At 64.9% G+C, this 19,444-nt stretch carries 15 protein-coding genes; 7 read left to right on the plus strand and 8 right to left on the minus strand.

Annotation, left to right across the window (positions count from 1 at the left end):
- The first annotated feature begins 40 nt into the window (after positions 1-40).
- On the plus strand, positions 41-1,021 hold the full coding sequence (locus G6N50_RS06940; protein ID WP_083092361.1) for an Acg family FMN-binding oxidoreductase: 981 nt from the start codon (positions 41-43) through the stop codon (positions 1,019-1,021).
- A gap of 16 nt (positions 1,022-1,037) precedes the next feature.
- Here the strand turns inward: G6N50_RS06940 and G6N50_RS06945 are convergent, their stop codons facing one another.
- Both G6N50_RS06945 and G6N50_RS06950 read right to left on the minus strand, forming a co-directional pair.
- Complete coding sequence (locus G6N50_RS06945; RefSeq protein WP_083092359.1) at positions 1,038-2,459, minus strand: bifunctional lysylphosphatidylglycerol flippase/synthetase MprF; 1,422 nt, start codon at positions 2,457-2,459, stop codon at positions 1,038-1,040.
- Entirely contained in the window at positions 2,456-5,158 is a 2,703-nt protein-coding gene (locus G6N50_RS06950; protein WP_232068901.1) for a cation-translocating P-type ATPase, read from the minus strand. The genes G6N50_RS06945 and G6N50_RS06950 overlap by 4 nt, the downstream gene beginning before the upstream one ends.
- Positions 5,159-5,597: 439 nt before the next feature.
- Here G6N50_RS06950 and G6N50_RS06955 point away from each other — a divergent pair, with 439 nt between their 5' ends.
- The 3 genes from G6N50_RS06955 (at position 5,598) to G6N50_RS06965 (ending at position 7,601) form a co-directional block, all read left to right on the plus strand.
- Positions 5,598-6,029, plus strand: coding sequence for a hypothetical protein (locus tag G6N50_RS06955; RefSeq protein WP_083092358.1), 432 nt, complete (start codon positions 5,598-5,600; stop codon positions 6,027-6,029).
- A gap of 153 nt (positions 6,030-6,182) precedes the next feature.
- Entirely contained in the window at positions 6,183-6,644 is a 462-nt protein-coding gene (locus tag G6N50_RS06960) for a hypothetical protein (protein WP_083092356.1), read from the plus strand.
- A 63-nt stretch (positions 6,645-6,707) separates the two neighbouring features.
- The gene (locus tag G6N50_RS06965; RefSeq protein WP_083092354.1) at positions 6,708-7,601 is read left to right on the plus strand and encodes a universal stress protein; all 894 of its coding nucleotides are present in this window, start codon (positions 6,708-6,710) and stop codon (positions 7,599-7,601) included.
- Between the two features lie 9 nt (positions 7,602-7,610).
- On the opposite strand, the gene G6N50_RS06970 is transcribed toward G6N50_RS06965, so the two are convergent.
- Together G6N50_RS06970 and G6N50_RS06975 are read right to left on the minus strand one after the other, a co-directional pair.
- Positions 7,611-8,405, minus strand: coding sequence for a universal stress protein (locus tag G6N50_RS06970; protein ID WP_083092352.1), 795 nt, complete (start codon positions 8,403-8,405; stop codon positions 7,611-7,613).
- Between the two features lie 63 nt (positions 8,406-8,468).
- Entirely contained in the window at positions 8,469-9,650 is a 1,182-nt protein-coding gene (locus G6N50_RS06975) for a site-2 protease family protein (protein ID WP_083092632.1), read from the minus strand.
- Between the two features lie 471 nt (positions 9,651-10,121).
- Between G6N50_RS06975 and G6N50_RS06980 the strand changes: the two genes are divergently transcribed.
- Positions 10,122-10,553, plus strand: a complete 432-nt coding sequence (locus G6N50_RS06980) for an Hsp20/alpha crystallin family protein (RefSeq protein WP_083092350.1) — start codon at positions 10,122-10,124, stop codon at positions 10,551-10,553.
- A gap of 86 nt (positions 10,554-10,639) precedes the next feature.
- Here G6N50_RS06980 and G6N50_RS06985 read toward each other — a convergent pair whose 3' ends face one another.
- Complete coding sequence (locus G6N50_RS06985) at positions 10,640-11,311, minus strand: hypothetical protein (protein ID WP_083092348.1); 672 nt, start codon at positions 11,309-11,311, stop codon at positions 10,640-10,642.
- 222 nt (positions 11,312-11,533) lie between these two features.
- On the opposite strand from G6N50_RS06985, the gene G6N50_RS06990 reads away from it, so the two are divergent.
- Positions 11,534-12,949 (plus strand): WS/DGAT/MGAT family O-acyltransferase, encoded by a 1,416-nt coding sequence (locus tag G6N50_RS06990; protein WP_083092346.1) that lies wholly within the window; start codon positions 11,534-11,536, stop codon positions 12,947-12,949.
- A gap of 55 nt (positions 12,950-13,004) precedes the next feature.
- On the opposite strand, the gene G6N50_RS06995 is transcribed toward G6N50_RS06990, so the two are convergent.
- The gene (locus tag G6N50_RS06995; protein WP_083092630.1) at positions 13,005-14,663 is read right to left on the minus strand and encodes an HAD hydrolase family protein; all 1,659 of its coding nucleotides are present in this window, start codon (positions 14,661-14,663) and stop codon (positions 13,005-13,007) included.
- Positions 14,664-15,340: 677 nt separating this feature from the next.
- Between G6N50_RS06995 and G6N50_RS07000 the strand changes: the two genes are divergently transcribed.
- Complete coding sequence (locus G6N50_RS07000) at positions 15,341-16,978, plus strand: GAF domain-containing sensor histidine kinase (RefSeq protein WP_083092344.1); 1,638 nt, start codon at positions 15,341-15,343, stop codon at positions 16,976-16,978.
- 54 nt (positions 16,979-17,032) lie between these two features.
- Here the strand turns inward: G6N50_RS07000 and G6N50_RS07005 are convergent, their stop codons facing one another.
- Both G6N50_RS07005 and G6N50_RS07010 read right to left on the minus strand, forming a co-directional pair.
- A complete protein-coding gene (locus G6N50_RS07005) occupies positions 17,033-17,848 on the minus strand; it encodes a slipin family protein (RefSeq protein WP_276053221.1) in 816 nt (271 codons plus the stop codon).
- Between the two features lie 184 nt (positions 17,849-18,032).
- Positions 18,033-19,442, minus strand: a complete 1,410-nt coding sequence (locus G6N50_RS07010) for a wax ester/triacylglycerol synthase family O-acyltransferase (protein ID WP_083092342.1) — start codon at positions 19,440-19,442, stop codon at positions 18,033-18,035.
- Between the last annotated feature and the right edge of the window lie 2 nt (positions 19,443-19,444).

A 19,444-nucleotide genomic window follows, 5' to 3' on the forward strand; every position in this document is an offset into this window, starting at 1 on the left:
GCGTCAAGGCAAAGCGGAAGCTCGGCAAGGGGTTGACGTCATGCATCCGAAGCTAAACAGCCAGATCCTGCGGGAGGCGGTGCTCGTCGCGTGCCGGGCGCCGTCCATCCACAACAGCCAGCCGTGGCGGTGGGTGGCCGAAGGCGAACTTCTGCGCTTGTTCGTCGATCGTTATCGGACGGTGCCGGGCGCCGACCAGTCCGGCCGAGAGACGATCATCAGTTGTGGCGCAGTGCTGGATCACCTTCGGGTCGCCATGCTCGCCGCGGGTTGGCAAGCCCGAATCAAGCGGTTCCCCGACCCGAATGAACCCGACAATCTGGCGTTGATCGATTTCAGCCCCGCGGACCAAGTCACCGATGCTGATCTGCTGCGTGCCGAGGCCATCCTGCAGCGCAGAACCGACCGGCTTCCGTTGGGCCGGCCCCGGTACTGGGATTTTTTCGAACCCGTGCTCAAGGACAGCGTCCACGACAGCGTCGTGACCCTTGACGTGCTCCCCGACGAACTGCGACCGCAGCTGGTCCAGGCGTCGCTTTTCACCGAGGCGCTCCGCCGCGATGATTGGTCTTATCATGTCGAATTAGATTGGTGGACATCACCGTTCGTCGTGACCGAAGGAGTCCCGGCTACGGCCCTGGCATCCGAAAGCGAACACATCCGCGTCGATGTGGGGCGAGAGTTTCCGGTCAGAAGTCATACGCAACGGCGTATGGAGGTCGAGGTGGATTGCTCGAAAATCTTCGTGTTGTCAACGCCGGAAGATACCCGCACCGATGTGTTGGGGTGTGGTGAAGCGTTGTCGACGGTGCTTTTGGAATGCACCGTGGCCGGCATGGCGACCTGCACCCTGACCCACCTGATCGAGGTAGACGAAAGCCGCGATATCGTGCGTGGCTTGATCGCTGGGCACGGCGAGCCGCAGGTGCTGGTCCGCGTGGGGATGGCACCGCCAACCGAGCGGCCCCCGGTGCCGACGTCGCGACGCCCGCTGAACGAGGTCCTGGAGATCCGCCGGTAATCGTGCGGGAGTCGCGTTATTGGGTACTGTGCTGAGGCAGCTGCGGGCGGAGCGGGCGCGGCACGAACTCCAGCGACAACAGCACCGCGAGCGCAAGCGGTATGTGGTGGGCACACAACACCACGTAGCGTCGCTCGGCCAGGGAGTGGAACTTGTGCAGGTAACGATAAAGGGACTCGAGCCGGATCAGCGGATCCAGCAGATGGATCAGCTGGTATGCGAGGCGCTGCCACCTGGTTGGGTGGGCGGCATCGAAGATCTCCGGAAAGGCGGCGAACGCGAGCGACAGCCGTTCTGCGCCATTCTCTTTCGATGCGATGATCATGTCGAACGACAGCCGCTCATCGACGCCGTTGGGCGCGGTGGGACACCTGAACGGCACATCGAGGCTGACTTCTGACCCCGCACCGGCGGTGGCGTATCGGTGGAAGGCGACCACGCGCCCGTGCCGGTCGCGGGCGACGGCCAGCTTGATACCGGGCACGCGGCCCTGTAGTACCCCGTCGAGGTTCATGCAGAAACCGCGATCCGTGCGCCCGGCGCGGCGCGCGGCATACAGCACCTCGGTGAGCTCGGCAAGCAGTGGTCCATCGACTTCCTGCTCATCGACGATGTCGGTCGTCAACCCGCAGTTGTGGGTGCGCTGTACCGCCTGGCGCAAGTTGCGATGGCTGCGGCCCCTCAGGGCGAAGTGACGGACGTCGACGACGACGTCGCGCCCGATCGGGACCGCCAGCCTCGGGCGACCGATAGTCTCGTCGCGCCACAGCGCAACATGTTGCTGGCTGCACGCCAGCACGATGATCCGCCAGCCCCGAGAACGGCACATTCGCACGAAATCCGCTGCCAATACACTGAATTGGGTGGAGTCACCGATCGGGTCACCGCTCACCACGGCGAACCCGAGCCGGACCCGATAGGCGATCGCCGCGGTCTCGTCAACGGTGAAGTAATAGCTTTTGCTCGAATGCATCGCGAAGGGCGCCAATGGATCCCCCCGTGTCGCATCGACCAGCGCCCATATCGGCCCCAGCAGCTCGGGTTGTGGCCGCGCCGGGGTGGGCAACATGAGGGTCATTCCGCTGGCACCGACGAGGATGTTGCCGAGGAAGCCGGACGAGAGGAAGTGTGCACCCAACCCCGCACACACCACCGTTGCCGCGGCGACCGCGTGCCCGGTCGTCACCGGCCGCCCGAGAAAAATGCCACGCGCGATGAAGGCCACTGCGGCCAGCAGCGCCAGAGACCACCCGAATCGGCCCGGAGCGAGGCGTTCGGCGCCGGAATGTTCGTGCACCAGCAGCACCGCGAGGCAACTCAACGAGGACAGCACCAACAGGGTGCCGATGGTGCGGGCGGCCCGCACATCCCCTCTCACCAGGAAACGGCCGTGGCCCGGTCTAGCGCCGACGCGACTGCCTCGCTGGCCGATCTTCATGCTGCTCGCTTCCTGAGCAGGTACCGCATCATTTCGTCGGTTCCCCAGACGATCACCGGATATGCCGGCAGCAGAAGCAGATCCGAAGCCGGCAGCGGCGCGGTTCCCAACAGGGCTTGCATCGGCGGTGCGTAGACGAAAAGGACGGCCAACAAGATTTCGGCCGCAATGGCGGCCAATAAGTACCGGTTCGTGAAGACGCCCACCGACCGTAGCGAGGCCCGTTGGGTCCGCACGGCAAAGGCCGTACCGACCTGCCCGGCCATCATGCCCAGGAACGTCATCGTCGTCGCTTGCTGATAAGCGTGATGCAGCGGGGCATTGCCGTACACGGGTGCGCCCGGATGCCAGCCCGCTTTCAGCAGAACATAGAAGAAGCCGGCCATTTGTAGCGCGGCGACGATGGCGCCGAGGAACAACCAGGCCCGGGCCAACATCGGCCCGCGGATCACACCCTCGCCGCGCGGCCGCGGCGGCCGCACCATGATGCCCGGTTCGGCGGGTTCGCGGCTCAGTGACAGCGCCGGCAGCGTTTCGCTGCCCACATCGAAAGCCAATATCTGCATGATCGTCACCGGCAGAGGTATCAGGCCGCCCCCGATGGCAAACACCAAGAACGGCACCGTCTCTGGGGTGGCATGGGCGAAGATGTAGACGATGAACTTTCGCACGTTGTCATAGATCCGCCGGCCCGCGTGCACCGCGGTGACGATGGTGCTGAAGTTGTCGTCGACGAGCACCATCGTTGCGGCTTCACGGGCGACGTCGGTGCCGGACTTGCCCATCGCCACGCCGATGTCCGCACAGCGCAACGCCGGAGCGTCGTTGACACCGTCGCCGGTCATCGCGACCACGTGCCCTTCACCACGCAGCGCCTCGGCAATGTGCAATTTGGCCTCCGGGGACGCGCGGGCGAAAATCACCTCCGGGTTGCTCTCGATCAGCGCGGCGAGTTGCGGCTCGCTGAGCCTGTCGAATTCATCACCGGTCACCACGGTGGGGTGATCACCGGTGATGCCGACCCGTTGCGCAATGGCTCTTGCCGTGACCGGGTGGTCCCCGGTGATCACGATGATGCGGATCCCCGCTGTCCGGCATTGAGCGACAGATTCGGCGACGCCCGCGCGTGGCGGATCCAGCAGCGCGATCAGGCCCGTGAAGCACAGGCCGCGTTCCGCATCGCTGCGGCGCCGCGGTAGCGATCCGTCGGCCGCCAGGGCGCGCGACGCGAAGGCGAGCACTCGCAGCCCTTCGGCGGCGAACGCGTTGACGGCCGCCTCGACGTCCCGACGCCCCGCGGCGTCCAGGGGTTCCGGATGGCCTTCCGCGTCAAGGATGTGACTGCAGATCGCCAACACCGCTTCGGGCGCACCCTTGGTATGAACGACGGGCGTTTGATCGGACACCTGGTCGACGGTGGACATCAGCTTCAGTTCGGGGTCGAAGTGAAATTGCCCCCGGCGCTGCGTCTCTCGACAGTGCGGATCGGCGCCCAAAGCATCGGCAGCCATCAGTATGGCGATCTCGGTGGGGTCTCCTGTCGGATCATCCCCATCGTTCAGCCGCGCGTTGTTGCAGGTGGCGGCGGCACGGCCCAATGACTTCAAAGCCGCCGGGGCGGTGACGCCAGGGGCGGCAAAATTCTTGCCGTCGAGCTTAACTCGTTGGCTGGGCACCCATGCGGCGACGGGAATCATCCGGTTCTCGGTCAGAGTGCCGGTCTTGTCGGTACAGATCACGTCGGTACAACCCAGCGTCTCCACAGCCGAGAGGCGCTTGACGAGCGCGCCGCGGCTTGCCAAGTGCCGCACCGCCACCGCCAGCGCCAGCGTGATCACCGGCAGCAGACCTTCCGGCACCATCCCGGCCAGCAGGCCGGCCGCAAACACCAGCGAGTTGATCAGGGTCAGGTGCGCGGCCAGGGTCGCCATCGGGATGAAAGACAGCGCCAGCATGACCGAGACCGCGGCGATCAGCCAGGCCGCGCGGCGAACCTGATGCTCCAACGGGCTGGGTTCGGTTTTGACCCGCTCGGAAAGCGCCGCGATGCGGCCGATCTCGGTCGCCATGCCGGTCGCGAAGGCTACCCCGCGCGCTTCGCCACTGGTGCAATTGCTGCCGCTGAACACCAACTCATGCGCGGACAGCAGCGGCACGTTCGCGTCCGCCATGGCCGCTGAACGCAGCACCGGCGCCGATTCCCCGGTCAGCGCCGACATGTCGACTCCGACAGCGCCGTCCAGCAGCCGGACGTCAGCGGCGATGCGGTCCCCCTCCCGGATCGCCACGATGTCACCGGGGACCAGCTGGGTCGCATCGACTTCGGTGATCACCCCGTCGCGTTCTACCGTGGCATGCTGCGGCAGATACTTGGCCAGTTCCTCCACCGCCCGCTCGGCTTGCAACTCCTGAGCGAACGAGAACGCCGCGTTCAGCACGATGATCAGCACGACCGCGGTGGCGACGACATGCGAGCCGACGATTAGCAACAGCCCGGCTGCCAACCACAACAACAGGGCCAGTGGATGGGTGAATTGGCGTGCCAACTCGGCGGGCCAGCGGCGCCCCCGCCGGCGCCGCAGCGTGTTCGGTCCGTATTGCAGCAACCGGCGCTGCGCCTCGCGCGTCGACAGGCCCTCCGGGGTGCTGCGCAGATCTCGCAGCAACCGATCTGCGGCCTCCTCCGGATCGAGACCCACAATCGAAGTACCCTGGCCGTCAACACCGTTCGTGTGACTTCTGTGCGTCCGGACTTCGCTCATCCGGGTCGGCACCACCGCAGGCTGTCGCGGGGCGGGCGCCTGATCAGACACGGGTCAACACTTTTCCTGGTGGTCGCAAACAATCAATTCGACCGTATTACCGTTGCGGCGCACCGGCGAGGGTCATTTGTCCTCGGGTAACGGGCCTAAGTCACCCCGCGATTGCGGACCCGGCCGACGAACGGATTTGCGACGAAAGACCTGATGGTGTGGGACTTCGGGCCCTCCCCGGCGCCTCGGTCGAATGCTCAGATATCGCTATGAAATGGAAATCTCACGCACAACGCCCTGCCACCGTACGGATGCCGGGCGCACCAATGGAGGTGTGACAATGGGTACTACTACTACTACCGAACAACCCGAGCTGCGCACCCGAATGTTCGCCCGCGTGCTCGGACCGTTCTTCGTCATCTTCGCCGTGACGACAGTGGCACGCGCATCGGACATGCGAAGGCTGCTGTCAGACTTCGAGGCCAATTCCGCATTGCCGTGGGTGACGGCCAGTTTCCTGCTGTTGGTGGCCCTGGCCATCGTCGGGCTTCACCAGTACTGGCGGGGCGCGGCGGCGATCATCGTGTCCGTCGTGGGATGGGTTTTCGCGCTGCGCGCAATCTTTCTGATGGCCTTCCCGCATGCCTTCATGGGAGCCGCGGACGCCGCGATGCGGATGACCGCCCTATGGGTGAGCGCCACCGTCTTCCTCGGCCTGGTGGGGCTCTATCTGACGTATGTCGGCTGGAAGCCGGTGCCGGCTCCCCCGTCGACACAGGCTAGAGCATCGAGTCCAGACGTCCCGCGCGCCGCATGATCTGGGCGCCGTGACAGCCAGGCCAAGAACTGACGGTCCTCCAAGGCGAATGAACCCTGGAGGGTCGTCAATTCCCAACCAGCGCCCCGCTTTCCGTTAAGACATGACCTTCGACTCTCGCCAATAACGGCGCGGCCGAACAGACTATCCACCATGGCGACATCCGACGACACCGTACGAAACTGGCGCGAGGTTGCCGACCGACTCACCCCGGCACAAATCGCCCAGCTTGAGCGCCTTGAACGTGACGAACCGCAGACGCTGCTGGAGATGGCGCGACAATGGGCGGCGCAGAACATAACGGCGACCGCGCCCTTCGACCACCTCGCACCACCGATCGGCGCGGTGCGCACCTTCGATTGGCAGCTCGACGGTAGCTGGTTCCGCGACGTCCAGGGCACCACCCGCCGGGCCGGCCCCGTTCGTGTCCAGATTTACGGCCGACAGCTGGCCGACGGCTCGACGCGGTGGTGGATTGCGGTGCACACCCGCGTGGATGCGCTCGGCGCCGCGGCGGCCCGCGAACTCGCTACGGCGCTGACCGATGCGGCCGACGAGATCGAGCGTCTCGCGGGAACCGGCCAGGACAGTCGCCGCTACGACCACCACGAGTAGGCACGAGTGGCCAAACCGATTCGGCACCAGCAAGACAATGCAGCTACGACTAGGGGTCCGGCCATGTCATCGCGAAACGAATCGTTGGGAATTATCGTCGGGGTCGACGAGTCCCCGGCCGCCAAGGTGGCGGTGCGGTGGGCGGCCTATGACGCCGAACTCCGCAGGGTCCCGCTGACACTCGTGCACGCGATCTCGCCGGAGATCGCCACGTGGCCGGAGGTGCGGCTACCCGCGGGCCTGGCGCGCTGGCAGCAAGATCGCGGACGCCGGCTGGTCGACGAGGCGTTCGAGGCCGTCGAAAAGGTGTCGCGGCGGGGCGGTCCCCCCGAAGTGCACACCGAAGTGTTGCCCTCAGCCGCCGTTCCGACGTTGGTCGACTTGTCCAAAGATGCGGAGTTGGTGGTCGCGGGGTGTAGTGGAACCGGAGGGTGGGCCGGCCGTCCGATGGGCTCGGTGAGCTCCGGGCTGCTCCGCTACGCCCACTGTCCGGTCGCGATCATCCACGACGAGGACCCGTCGACATCGCATCCGAGCCAAGCGCCGGTCCTGGTCGGTATCGATGGGTCATCCGCCTCTGAGTTGGCGACCGCGATCGCCTTCGACGAAGCTTCGCGGAGGAATGTCGGACTGCTCGCATTGCACGCATGGACCGATACCGACGTCTCGGATTGGCCGGGAATCGATTGGCCGCCAACGGAGTCGATGGCCGAAGAGGTTTTGGCCGAGCGTCTGGCCGGTTGGCAGGAACGATACCCTGATGTGCGAGTCGATCGCATCGTCGCGCGCGATAGGCCGGCACACCAGCTGGTCGAGCGGTCCGAAGATGCCCAGCTGGTTATCGTCGGCAGCCGCGGCCGCGGCGGCTTTGCCGACCTGCTGGTGGGTTCCGTCGGTGAGGCCGTCACCCAGATGGCGCGCGTGCCGGTGATCGTGGCGCGCGAATCGCCCGCCTAGGGAACGAGGCTAGCCGCGGACGACGAGCACCGAACATTCCGGATGGCGAAAAAGCGGATGCCCAGCCGGGCCGACGAGTCGCGCCAACTGACCGGCCTCCGCGGCACCGATCACCGCGAGCTGGACTCGCTCGTCGTTGGTCCGCAGAAAGCTGGCGATCGCGAACTTCGTCGTGATCGGATAGACGCGCACCTCCGGATGACGCCGCCGCCATCCCTCTACGCGACGTTCGAATTCACCGTCGGCACTTTCGGTAAGTTCCTCGGGTCGGCCTCCCAGGACGAGCATGGGGGCCCTGCGCAGGTTCGCCTCCCAGGCGGCATATTTGACGACGTCCTCATTGTCGGGAGCGTCGGTCATCCGGACCACGATCCAATTGATCTCCGGCGGTGGCCGATCGGATTCTGTGCGCAGTATCGCGACCGGACAGTGTGCCCCTTCGGCGACTTCGGCCGCCGTGGATCCCAGCAGCGAGCGAGCGTAGCGCCCGATCCCCACCGAGCCGACGCAGACCATCTCCGCGTCGCTCGACGCCTCTATCAAGGCCATCGCTGCCGGCGCACGAGGGATCTCCGTTTCGACGGTTACGCCCCTGCGGCAGGCGGTTATCGCGTTCTGCGCTTGGCTGAGTGACCTTTCGGAATGCGCGAGGTCGCGCGCATAGTCGTCGGGCGACAGATGTGTCGGCTTGATCACCGAGATCAGACGCAGGGGCACTGCGCGACTGATGGCCTCATCGACACCCCAGAGCGCCGCCGTGATCGCCGCCTGTGAACCATCGATACCCGCGATCACCGCTTTCATCGTCCGCACCTTCTGTGACCATCATCTTCGAATGCCTATGTTCGGTCTCGGGCCGATCGTGAATCACCCTGCGTTGGAATAATTTTCCGCACGTGAGGAATGTGCGTCGTAACCCGGACCCGGGTGGGCGAGGCGGTAGACGTCGATCAGCCGCGCCAGATCGCTCGGCGTGATGATGCCCACCACCCTGCCACCCTCGACGACCAGGGCACGGCTACAGTGGCCGGCCGCTGCCAACCGCTCGATGAGCGCGCTGAGCGGCTCGAGGGGCGCCGCGCTCGGCACACGATCCAGCGGCAGCGCGATGTCGCGAACGATCGTCGTGGCGCGGCGGCCGGGCGCGACATCGCGCAACTGTTTCAGCGTGACCAACCCCACGATCGATCCGTCGCGGTCGGCGACCGGGTATGCCGAATGCGGGGCGCCGAGCAGATAGCGCTCGATGAACTCCTCCACCGTGAGCCAGCCGGGAGCCGAATGCGGGTTAGCCGTCATCGCGTCGACGACGCGCACCCCGCCGAGGGCCTGCCTGGTCGTCACTTGCAGCTCTTCCTCGCGCGCGGCCGCGAAGATGAACCAGCCGATGAACGCCAACCAGACGCCACCGACAAGACCGCCCACCAAAAACTCCGCCAATCCCAACACGATCAAGACGATTGCGACGACTCGTCCAGCACGCGCCGCGCCGACCGCGGCGCGCACGCTGTCGCCATGCCGGCGCCACAAATAAGCGCGCACCAGCCGACCGCCATCCAGTGGCGCGCCCGGCAGCAGATTGAACAGGCCCAACACCAGGTTGATCACGGCAAGCCACCAAGTAACGCTGACCGCAATTGCTCCGGCGCCCAGCGCGGGAAGCACCATGGCCAGTGCGGCGAATGCGGCCGACAGGGCGAGACTGGTCGCCGGGCCCGCGCCTGCGATCCGGAAGGCCGCCTTCGGCGTCTTCGCCTCCCCGTGCAGTGTGGTCACACCACCGAACAGCCATAGCGTCACATCCCCCACGCGCACCCCCATCCGCCGGGCGACCACCGCGTGCGCCAGTTCGTGCGCCAATAGGCAGGCCAGCAGGACCAGCGCACCACAGGACCCGGCCAGCCAATAGACCGGCCGCGAATATCCTTTGACGGCAGCGGGCAACGAGCTGGCCAGGCTCCAGGTGAATAACCACAGGATTACGATGACGCTCCAGTGGACCTTGACTTCGAACCCGGCAATTCGCCCCAGCGGAATCGCGTCATGCACCTCATAACCTCCGAACACGGTTGTCCACGAGCTGTTTTGGCGTCAGAACTCGGATACGCTTTTGAATTCCCATCTGTGCCGAAAATATTGTGAAACGGTAGCCGGCGCTAGGGCCGTTAGACCTTCCGTGGGCGGCCAATAGACCTGATCGATACCTGGCGAATTTGAAATGTCGAGCGCGTCCTCAAGGCTCCTGAATATCCGCCGCTGTCGCTCACCGGGGTCGCCCCGAAATAGGGGTGAATAGCGTCGATTTCGGTGTGCCGCACGGGCACCAGGACTTCCGTCGCGGTCGGATCACTCGCGGACCACTCAGCAAGGACGGGCCAATTGAGGGTCAATCACTCGAGTGTTCCTGTCATTGACCGACATTCATCAGCCCAATGAGGACTTCCGCCCCTACCGCGTCATGGGCTGGCATGGTCGGATCTAAGGGGCGTATTGACCGAACAAACACCTCAGGAGAACAAGATGACCACCACCCTGCCTGCGACCCAAAAGCCGCGTTCGCTGCTTCCCGAGTTTTCGGACTTCTTTGCGGCATTCCCCTCGTTCGCCGGCATCCGCCCGCTATTCGATACCCGGCTGATGCGGTTGGAAGACGAGATGGCCGAAGGGCGGTACGAAGTGCGCGCTGAGATTCCCGGCATCGACCCCGACAAGGACGTCGACGTCACCGTCCGGGACGGACAGCTCACCATCAAGGCCGAACGCAGCGAAAAGAAGGAATTCGACGGCCGGTCGGAGTTTTCGTACGGCTCGTTCGTGCGTACCGTGTCACTGCCCGCGGGCGCTGACGAGGACGACATCCGGGCCACCTACGACAAGGGCATCCTGACCGTCTCGGTCAAAGTTTCCGAACCCGCATCCGCCGAGAAGCACGTTCAGGTAGCCACCAAATAGCCGGTGCGAAGACGGGCCCGGGCAGCACTGGCCCGGGCCCGTTGCATGTCGTATGGACGACATGAACGGAAAGCGGCTGCGCCGGATCAACCGGCAAGTGGTTGCGGCCGCACCGCGTCTGTCCTAGCCAATCGCTCGGCCCGGTGCTTGATGCCCAGCAACAAACCCCGCGTGCCGAAGGCGATCGCCGGCCTGACCAGCTCCATCACGAACACCTCGCCGGGGTGGCGCAAGCCGATTCTCGTGCGGGTGAGCAGCCGGACGCGGTCCTCCCAGTGCGGCTGGACATGAAACGAGCACACCGCATTCCAGCGCTGATCTTCCTGCGTCGCATTGAGTACCAAGTATTTTTCAGGCACGATCTCGGCGACGGCCACCGTCACGCCATCCGGCAGCCCCATCCACCCCTCGGGAGCCAGTCGCACCCGATCCCCCCTGTCGAGCCGCTGCCATTCCGCATGGAGCTGGTCGGCATCGTGATGGCGAAGGCCGGCCAGATTCTTCAGCCCCTCACAACCATAGAAGCCGCCTCGATCCTGGCCCATCTGCAACAGCCAGGGCCACACCGCGGCGACGGGGGCGTCAATGTATACCGCCTCGGTGGTCTGAATAGCGGGATCGGCCACCAAGGTGTCGCCCGGCAAACGCATCTGGGACTCCGACTTCGTCGTACCCCAGTTGCGGTAATACCGTCGCGCGCCGTACAAAACCGCAAGCAGCGCCGCGGTTTCAGCGGTCCGTTTTGCCGTGATGCTCATGGCGCCAGTCTGGATCGGTCAGGCGCCTGGCCGCCAGGGTCAATGGTCCCTGCGGTCACGCCGATGTGCCCTGCGGCCGCGCTGCCGATATGCCCTGCGGCCATAACCGCCCGGCTCAGCACCGGCGGCACGGGCGGCACCGTTTCGGGACTAACGGCACTATCGGCACTCCCGCCGCGAGCCGATAGTGGTGCAAATCAACGTGATCGGAAATGATTGACGATGGAACAGCTCACAACTCTGGAGGCCAGCTTCCTGGAGGCAGAAGATGCCGACCGGCACCTGAGCCTGGCAATTGGCACCCTGGTCGTCATCGATGGGCCGATACCCGAACAGCAGAGCCTCATCGCGACACTCGCCGAGCGGATACGTGGTGTCCCCCGGTTCACGCAACTGGTGCTAAAACGCCCCTTCGAATTGGTGGCACCGGAATGGGCAGACGACGCCAACTTCGACATCGCCCATCACATCCGTTGGGTGGCGTTGCCGCACCCCGGCGATGACGCCGCCCTGTTTCGGTTAACGGCCGATCTCATGGAGCGCAGGCTGGACCGCGACCACCCGCTGTGGGAGTGCTGGGTCATAGAGGGCTTGCCGGACGGGCGCTGGGCGATCCTGATAAAGATCCATCACTGCCTCGCCGACGGAATAGCCGTCATGCAGATGGTGGCGGGTCTCGCCGATCCGGGTTCGGGAACCGGCTTCGCCAGCGATATCCGCGCCGCCCACGAGCTACCTTCGTCGGTGGTTCTGTCGGCAGGGCTGAGTCGCAATCCGCTGACCTGGGCCGGTGGACTGTGGCGCGCATCGCTGGCCATCACCGGTGCCGCGACGCAGACAGCCAGGGGCGCAGCGGAATTCCTCACCGGCCTGCTGAGTCCGGCGGCCGGATCGTCGTTGCACGGCCCGGTATCCAACATGCGGCGTTACAGCGCGGCGCGGGTTTCGCTCAAAGACGTCGACACGATATGCCAGGCATTCGACGTCACCCTCAACGACGTGGCGCTCGCGGCGATCGCAGACAGTTTTCGGGCCATGCTGCTACGTCGAGGGGAAAAACCACGGCGTAACTCACTGCGCACTTTGATCCCGATATCGGTCCGCTCATCGGATGCAATGAACCACACCGATATTCGCGTCTCGGCTATGCTTTCATCTCTGCCCGTCGAGCAGCAGGACGCGGTGAAGCGGCTGAGGTCCGTCCACGCCCGGCTGGATAGGCTGAAAAGCAGCGGCGAGCGGCAAGCCGCGAATGCCTTTGTCGCACTGACCAATCACCTACCGTTTGTCATGAGCGCCTGGGCCGTCCGACTACTCACGCGGCTGCCGCAACGAAGCATTGTCACGCTGGCGACCAATGTTCCGGGTCCTCGTCAGCGCCTGCAGATAGTGGGTCGCCCGGTGGAAGAACTGCTGCCGGTACCGCCGATAGCTGTGCAGCTACGCACCGTGATCAGCATGCTCAGTTATGTCGACCAGCTGGTGTTCGGCATCACCGCCGACTACGATGCCACCCCAGACGTTGACGAGTTGGCGCGCGGTATCGAACTCGGTGTGGCACGCCTGGTCACCCGCACGTCCGGGCGCAAGCCGACGAAGGCGAGACAGGCACGTAGGCCTGTTAAGGCCTTCCATTAGACCAGCCAACCCGCCGCGTCCGGCGCGGCGAACCGCTACTGATGCTCCCGTTGGCTCAGCCGAGTCGCTCCGAAGGTAGATAACGCTTCTCCACCGCGTCCACGAGCTGGTCGCGTATGCGTTCCAAATCGGCGGCGCGATGGGCTTCCAGCTCGTCTTCCCAGGCCGCCACCCGCGCCGCGAGGTCATTGTCGGCGATGGTGTCTTCCAGCCAGTGTGAAAAGTCGCCTCGTTCCAGGTGGTATTCCAGCACTTGCTGTTCGAGATGTCTTAGCGCCTTGCAGAAGTCATGCATCGTTGCTGCCGCGGCGATGGATTCGCCATCGGTGGCGCGGAAGTAGAACCGCCGCTCAGGCGGGAGGCGGATATCGGCATATTTGTGGCGGTGCCGCACGTGTGTGGTGCGCCGGTCCGCGACCGCGAACCCGCGCGGCGGACCCGCGCCGATACGTATGGTGGCCCGCCGTCGGGAAGCGAGGTCCGTCGCGGCGCCGGCGCTCGTGAGCGTCAGCACGACGTCGCTGCTGTCGATCTCATGGGCGGGCAATGCCGCCGGGGCAAAGGAGCACAACACGTAACCGCCGCGGCGTGCCCAGTGCGCTTGTTCAACGTTGCCGAGGATGTGGGCCTCGTCGTAGATCACCCAGTGCGGGAATCCAAGTTGTTCCCGGTGCGCCTCGGCGGTCGACCGCAGCCGATGCACGTAGTCGGTCTTGCCCGGCTCGTCCAGTCCCGACAGGTCCACCACCAGGCTCGAGTCCGGACGTAGCGAGTTGACGATCTCGGCCGGCTCCGGAAGGTGGTGGCCGCTGTCAACGACCTGCACCTGGTTGAGCTGCTGCAGTTGCAGGTGGTCGCCCTCGGGGTCGATGACAAGCACGCAGTAACCGGCCAGGATCCACCGCTCGGCCATCAGTCCGACGAGGTAGCTCTTTCCCGACGCGGCCGGTCCGGTAACCAGGATGCGGCCCTGACTTCCCGGCAACTTGGCCAGGGTTCCGTCATCAAACTGTCCGATGTCGACCCAGTGGCGCGGCGGGCACCAGCGTTGCGCCCCAGCGAGATACGGGCCGGTGAGCAACCCGGCGACACCGGCGCCTTCCGGTTCGTCCAGGACGACATCAGCGAACCGCCGAAGTGAGGAGACCGCATCGGGTACTGCGGCGCCGATCTCGGCGACAGCGAGTAACGACAGGTCGTTCTCAGCGTCGCCTACCGCCACGGTGTTGTGTGGGGACAGATTCATCTTCGCCAATAGGGCGCACAGACCGGTGCCCTTAGTGATACCGGCCGGCAGCACCATCAGGGCGGCCCTGTTTCTGACGATCTGGTAGTCCATCCCAAGTTCACCGATCGCTTCGACGACGGTCGCAGCGTCCTTGACGTCGACGGCGACCAACACCTCTCCGCGCCGGCACCGAACGCCGCGTTTGGCGAGCGCGTCCTCAAGACCCCGATCCACCGGGGGTGCCAGGACGTACGCCTTTCCGTCGATCACGATCACCGCGCCGTTCTCCAGCACCAGGGCATCGAAGTGATCGGTGATCCGCGGGAACTCGGCCTGCAACTCGGCTCCGATGCGGCCGGTGGCGAGCACCATTGTCAGACCGTTGCGCCGCGCCTGGTCGATCGCCATCATCGCTTCCGGGGCTACGCTGCCGTCCGATGTCAGGGTGCCGTCGAAGTCGGCCGCGACGAGCTTGAAAAACGCCACCGCGCATCCCATCTGCATTTCGGAGCTGTCCGGACCCCTGGGCCGGGGTTCCCGAGCGTGGATTAACCGGCGTCCACCGCTGAACCTACGGGAAGCGACGGGGCGGTGCGTAGGGCCGTTTGACCTCGTTAAAGACTGACGACCATCCACGAGACGTCTTCGGGCGCCCTAGCGAATCGGATCCTCGGGGACGACGCGCTTCCGGCTGATCAAGCGTGCCTGTTTGCGGGCCAAGCGCGCGCGCCTGCGCAGCTGCCGAGCATGCTCTACCGCGTCGCCGACGTGTCCGTCGTCGGAGGACTCCCGAGCCATACGGGCCCGGTAAGCCTTCTGCCGGCAGGCCCCGGAGCAGTACGACGCATCGGCGCGACCATAGAACGATGATCGGCACACACAGCACCGCATTTCCCTGGCCGACATGCGCCAAACGTTACAGCTATCCGTAACGCTCGGCAAGTTTTCGTTTAGGGTAGCTCGATCCAAACCACAACGCTCCCAACCGAGTAGCATCAACGGGCGTAGGCGAGGCGCAGTGCGGGGCTGCTGTCTTTTGGTCGCTACGGAACATGCGCCGCGTCAAACGGGGCCAAGGGGGCCGTGGAAGGTGTCGATCCGTGGTCGTGGAGCACATTAGAGCGCCTTTTGCCCAGCTAGGCAGGCCGGATTTGGTGGGTCGCATGCACCAGCAACTCGACGAGCTGGTGGCTTCCCATGACCACATGGAGCAACTGCTGCAAGCCATCGTCGAGATCGGTTCTTATGCGGACCTGGATGCGACGCTGCATCGAATCGTCACCGCGGCAACCGAATTGACGCAATCCCGCTATGGAGCATTGGCCGTCCGGGGCAGCGACGGCCGAATGGTCACTTTCGTGCACACCGGCATGGAGCGAGAGACGGAGCAATACATCGGCGATCTACCGGTAGGCAAGGGCGTTCTCGGCATCGGGCTCGAGACGACGGACGTGCTGCGTCTGGACGATCTGACCAAGCACCCGGCTGCGGTCGGCTTTCCGCCACACCATCCGCCCATGCGCGCCTTCCTCGGTGTGCCGATCGCGTCGCGTGATGACGTGTTCGGCAGCCTGTACGTCGCGGACGACAGCCCCGAGAAGGTGTTCACCGGATCCGACGAGATCACCGCCCGCGCGCTGGCGGCGACCGCGGCGGTGGGCATCGATAAGGCGCAACTCTTCGATCGGCTGCGCACGTCGGCGGCGTGGGTCGAGGCTACTCGCGAGATCACCGCGGCACTGCTGTCGGGTTCCGATTCGCACTCGGATGCCCTGCGGTTGATCGCCGAGCGCACGATGGAGTTGGCCGGTGCCGAGCAAGCGATCGTTCTTGTTCCGGTCGGCAAGCCGGACGACTGCGCCGACTCCTTGGTGGTGTCCATGGCTGCGGGACTGCACGCCGACGAGGTGACCGGCCAATTGGTGCCGATGGACGACTCCACCACCGGAGCTGTCTTCCGGTCCGGCAAAGCGGTGATCACCGAACACTTCCGCCACCCGATACCGGCCTTCACCGATGTCGGGCAGCGCCCGGCGATCGCGGTGCCGCTACGCGCCGGTGATGCCATGATTGGGGTGATCGCCGTGGCCCGCGCCACCGAAGCGCCCCCCTTCAAACCCGGCTACCTCGACTCCGTCAGCTCTTTCGCGGACCACGCCGCAGTGGCGCTGCAGCTTGCCGCCAATCGTGACCGCGAGCACGAGCTGAGCATTCTGGCCGACCGCGAACGTATTGCGCATGACCTGCACGACCACGTCATCCGGCGGCTATTCGGCGCGGAGTTGGACCTGCAGAGCGCCATCGCCCGGTCCCGCTCACCGGATATGACGGCTCACCTCAGCATGACCCTCGACAACCTCCAGGGCACCGTCGAAGACATCCGCGCGACCATCTTCGAGCTACAGCCTCGCTCCGACCCGGGCGATCTGTTTCCGCAGCGCATTCGACAACTCGTCGCCGATCTGACTGATGACTGCGACATCGTTGTCACTCTGAAAACAACGGGGTTGATGTCCGCGGTGGGCAGCGAGCTGGCCGAGCATGCCGCGGCGGTCATTACCCAGGCCATCGGCGATACTGCGCGTGACGTCGGCACGTCCCAACTGACCGTGGCGATCACGGTGGACGACTCATTCACCCTCGATATCACCGCCGACGGTGGGCAAATCCCGGCCGACAACCCGCAAGGCTGCACCGACATGCACCGCCGCGCGGCACAACTCGGCGGCACCTGCCGGATCAGTTCACCTCCCGAAGGCGGCAACCACGTCCGTTGGATCGCGCCTGTCACCTGCCTGTAATGCCCACGATTTTCGCTTTTTGGAAGGGATAGGGCCGGGCGGCCGGGGCGGTGCTCAATGCAGCGTGGCCGCGTTGACGAGCTTCTCGTCGGGTAACCCGTTGGGCTGCCCGGACTTCGAGGCACCGGACTCGCGCGTCAAGAAGCCGGTGAGTTCGCCGATCGCGCTCATCAAGGGCGCGGGGAAAACGATGGTGGTGTTCTTCTCCACCCCGAGTTCGAGCAATGTCTGCAGGTTTCGCAGTTGTAAGGCCAGCGGGTGCTGCATCATGGTGTCCGATGCATCGCCGAGGGCGGCCGCGGCACGTGCCTCTCCCTCTGCGGCAATGATTTTGGCACGCTTCTCCCGTTCCGCCTCGGCCTCACGCGCCATCGCGCGTTTCATGCTGTCCGGAAGCTGAATGTCCTTGAGCTCGACCAACGTGACCTCCACGCCCCATTCCACCGTTGTTGTGTCGAGGATTTGGCGGATGCTGGCGTTGATCTTCTCGGTCTGGGCGAGGACCTCGTCGAGAGAATGTTGCCCGACGACGTTGCGCAGGGTGGTCTGGGCGATCTGGTCGATGGCCGCGTGCACGTTCTCGATGACGACGACGGCCTTGCGGGCATCGATGACCCGGAAGTAGGCGACCGCGGCGATGTCGACGCTGACGTTATCGCGGGTGATGATCCCCTGCGACTGGATGGGCATGGTCACGATGCGCATCGACACCCGCAGCAGACGGTCGATGACCGGGATGATGAGGCGCAGTCCGGGCTCACGGACCGCGATGACCCGGCCGAGCCGAAAGTGCACGCCCCGTTGATACTGCTGTACGACCCGAATCGAGGCGGCCAATAAGGACAACCCCAGGACCGAAAGGAAAACCAAAAGAACCGTCGCACCCTGACTCACGACGACCACCTCGATCCACTTTACTCTTACCTATCCGCGGTGACCACGCGGTTACCACCAACGCTAGAGCCCGTCATCGTGTGACTCAGCGGCCGAAAGTCCCTGTTCGGCCGCCGAAGGGCCCTTCCTCGGTGCGCCCAAGTGTTCCCGGACGGTCGGTTCAGCCCTGCACACCAACGGCGGCTTCCAGTTCGACCAAGGACAGCTCGGTGAGCGGAATCAGGGCGCCGATGTCGCGCACCACCTCGGCACCCGCAACAAATCCGATCCCGATCCGGTCGGCGTAGGAGCACGTCGTGATGTTGAGAGTTTGACCGTCGTAAACAGTTGAAACCGGATACATCTCGTCGATATGGGCTCCGTTGAAGTACATTTCGTCGCGAGGTCCGGGGACATGCGAAATCGGCAGGTTGTATCCGGTTCGGATCTTCGGCGCCAACGGCAGCATCGGGGAGATGACCGTCGCGGCAATGCTCCCCGCCGTGGTCAGCAGGGATGCCGCCGCTCCACGTTTTGCCACCCAGTCCTTTCCTTCCGACATGGACCGATGGATCAGCGCCAACCGCGCGACCGGATCATCCACATTGGTGCCGAGGGGACAGATCCAGAAGCCAAACCTGTTGCCATAGTTTTCATTTACAGCCGCGGGTTGCGTACGATCGCGGACGGTGATCGGACAGATCGCCGCCAACGACTGCTTGGGCAATTCGCCGCGATCACTCAGCCACCGGCGCAGAACGGAAGCCAACATGGCGTTGACCACGTCGTTGCCGGTCACCCCGGCGGCCCTTTGTACCGCCCGGATACGGCTCTTCGCCCAACTGCCCGCACAGACCGCACGCCCTGGCCCGAGACGGCCGTTGAACCTGGTGTACGGAGCCCCCAGCGGCAGCACGGTGGTGTGCCGGACCAGACCGCCGATCACGGTGGACAACTCGCCGGTGATGACCCGTTCGACCATGCCGGTGCTCGACGCCGCCGCATCGGCCAGGAACCGAAGCGGCGCGACCATACGCCGCAGCAACCCTTTCGATTCCGGCGCCGACGCGCATCCATGACCGCAGTTCGCATGGAAAGGTGGCATCGACCGAAGCATCGGATCGGTGCTGAGCGCATCGGCGATCATCTGGACACCGGCAACGCCGTCGATGATGGTGTGGTGCACCTTGACGTAGAAGGCGAATCTGCCGTCTTCGAGGCCGTCGATCAGATACGACATCCACATGGGGCGCGACCGGTCAAGTCGCTCCGCATCGAGCTCGCCGATCAGCCGCCAGAATTCGTCGTAACCGCCAGAAATGCTGCGGCGCCGGCAATGTCGGCTCAGGTCGACGGTGTCGAGATCGTGCCAGACCCACATGCCACCGGTATTTAAGCCTCGATGCGGGTACCTGCGAAGCCTCGGATCGATCGAGTCGTGGGTCGCAAGCGCCGCGCGATAGAGCGCATCGACATAGTCAGGCCCGGCGTCCGCGGGTGGTGACAGTAGCAGCACGGCACCGACATGCATGGGACTGGCCACCAACTCCGCGGTCATCATCGCGGCGTCCAACGGATTCAGCGGATTCACCG

This window comes from Mycobacterium mantenii, assembly GCF_010731775.1.
Classification (GTDB): domain Bacteria; phylum Actinomycetota; class Actinomycetes; order Mycobacteriales; family Mycobacteriaceae; genus Mycobacterium; species Mycobacterium mantenii.

Bases quoted from the DNA above. Each gene is read 5' to 3' on its own strand.
- G6N50_RS06940 (WP_083092361.1), top strand. From the start codon at position 41: ATGCATCCGAAGCTAAACAGCCAGATCCTGCGGGAGGCGGTGCTCGTC.
- G6N50_RS06945 (WP_083092359.1), bottom strand. From the start codon at position 2,459: ATGAAGATCGGCCAGCGAGGCAGTCGCGTCGGCGCTAGACCGGGCCAC.
- G6N50_RS06955 (WP_083092358.1), top strand. From the start codon at position 5,598: ATGTTCGCCCGCGTGCTCGGACCGTTCTTCGTCATCTTCGCCGTGACG.
- G6N50_RS06960 (WP_083092356.1), top strand. From the start codon at position 6,183: ATGGCGACATCCGACGACACCGTACGAAACTGGCGCGAGGTTGCCGAC.
- G6N50_RS06965 (WP_083092354.1), top strand. From the start codon at position 6,708: ATGTCATCGCGAAACGAATCGTTGGGAATTATCGTCGGGGTCGACGAG.
- G6N50_RS06970 (WP_083092352.1), bottom strand. From the start codon at position 8,405: ATGAAAGCGGTGATCGCGGGTATCGATGGTTCACAGGCGGCGATCACG.
- G6N50_RS06980 (WP_083092350.1), top strand. From the start codon at position 10,122: ATGACCACCACCCTGCCTGCGACCCAAAAGCCGCGTTCGCTGCTTCCC.
- G6N50_RS06985 (WP_083092348.1), bottom strand. From the start codon at position 11,311: ATGAGCATCACGGCAAAACGGACCGCTGAAACCGCGGCGCTGCTTGCG.
- G6N50_RS06990 (WP_083092346.1), top strand. From the start codon at position 11,534: ATGGAACAGCTCACAACTCTGGAGGCCAGCTTCCTGGAGGCAGAAGAT.
- G6N50_RS07000 (WP_083092344.1), top strand. From the start codon at position 15,341: ATGCACCAGCAACTCGACGAGCTGGTGGCTTCCCATGACCACATGGAG.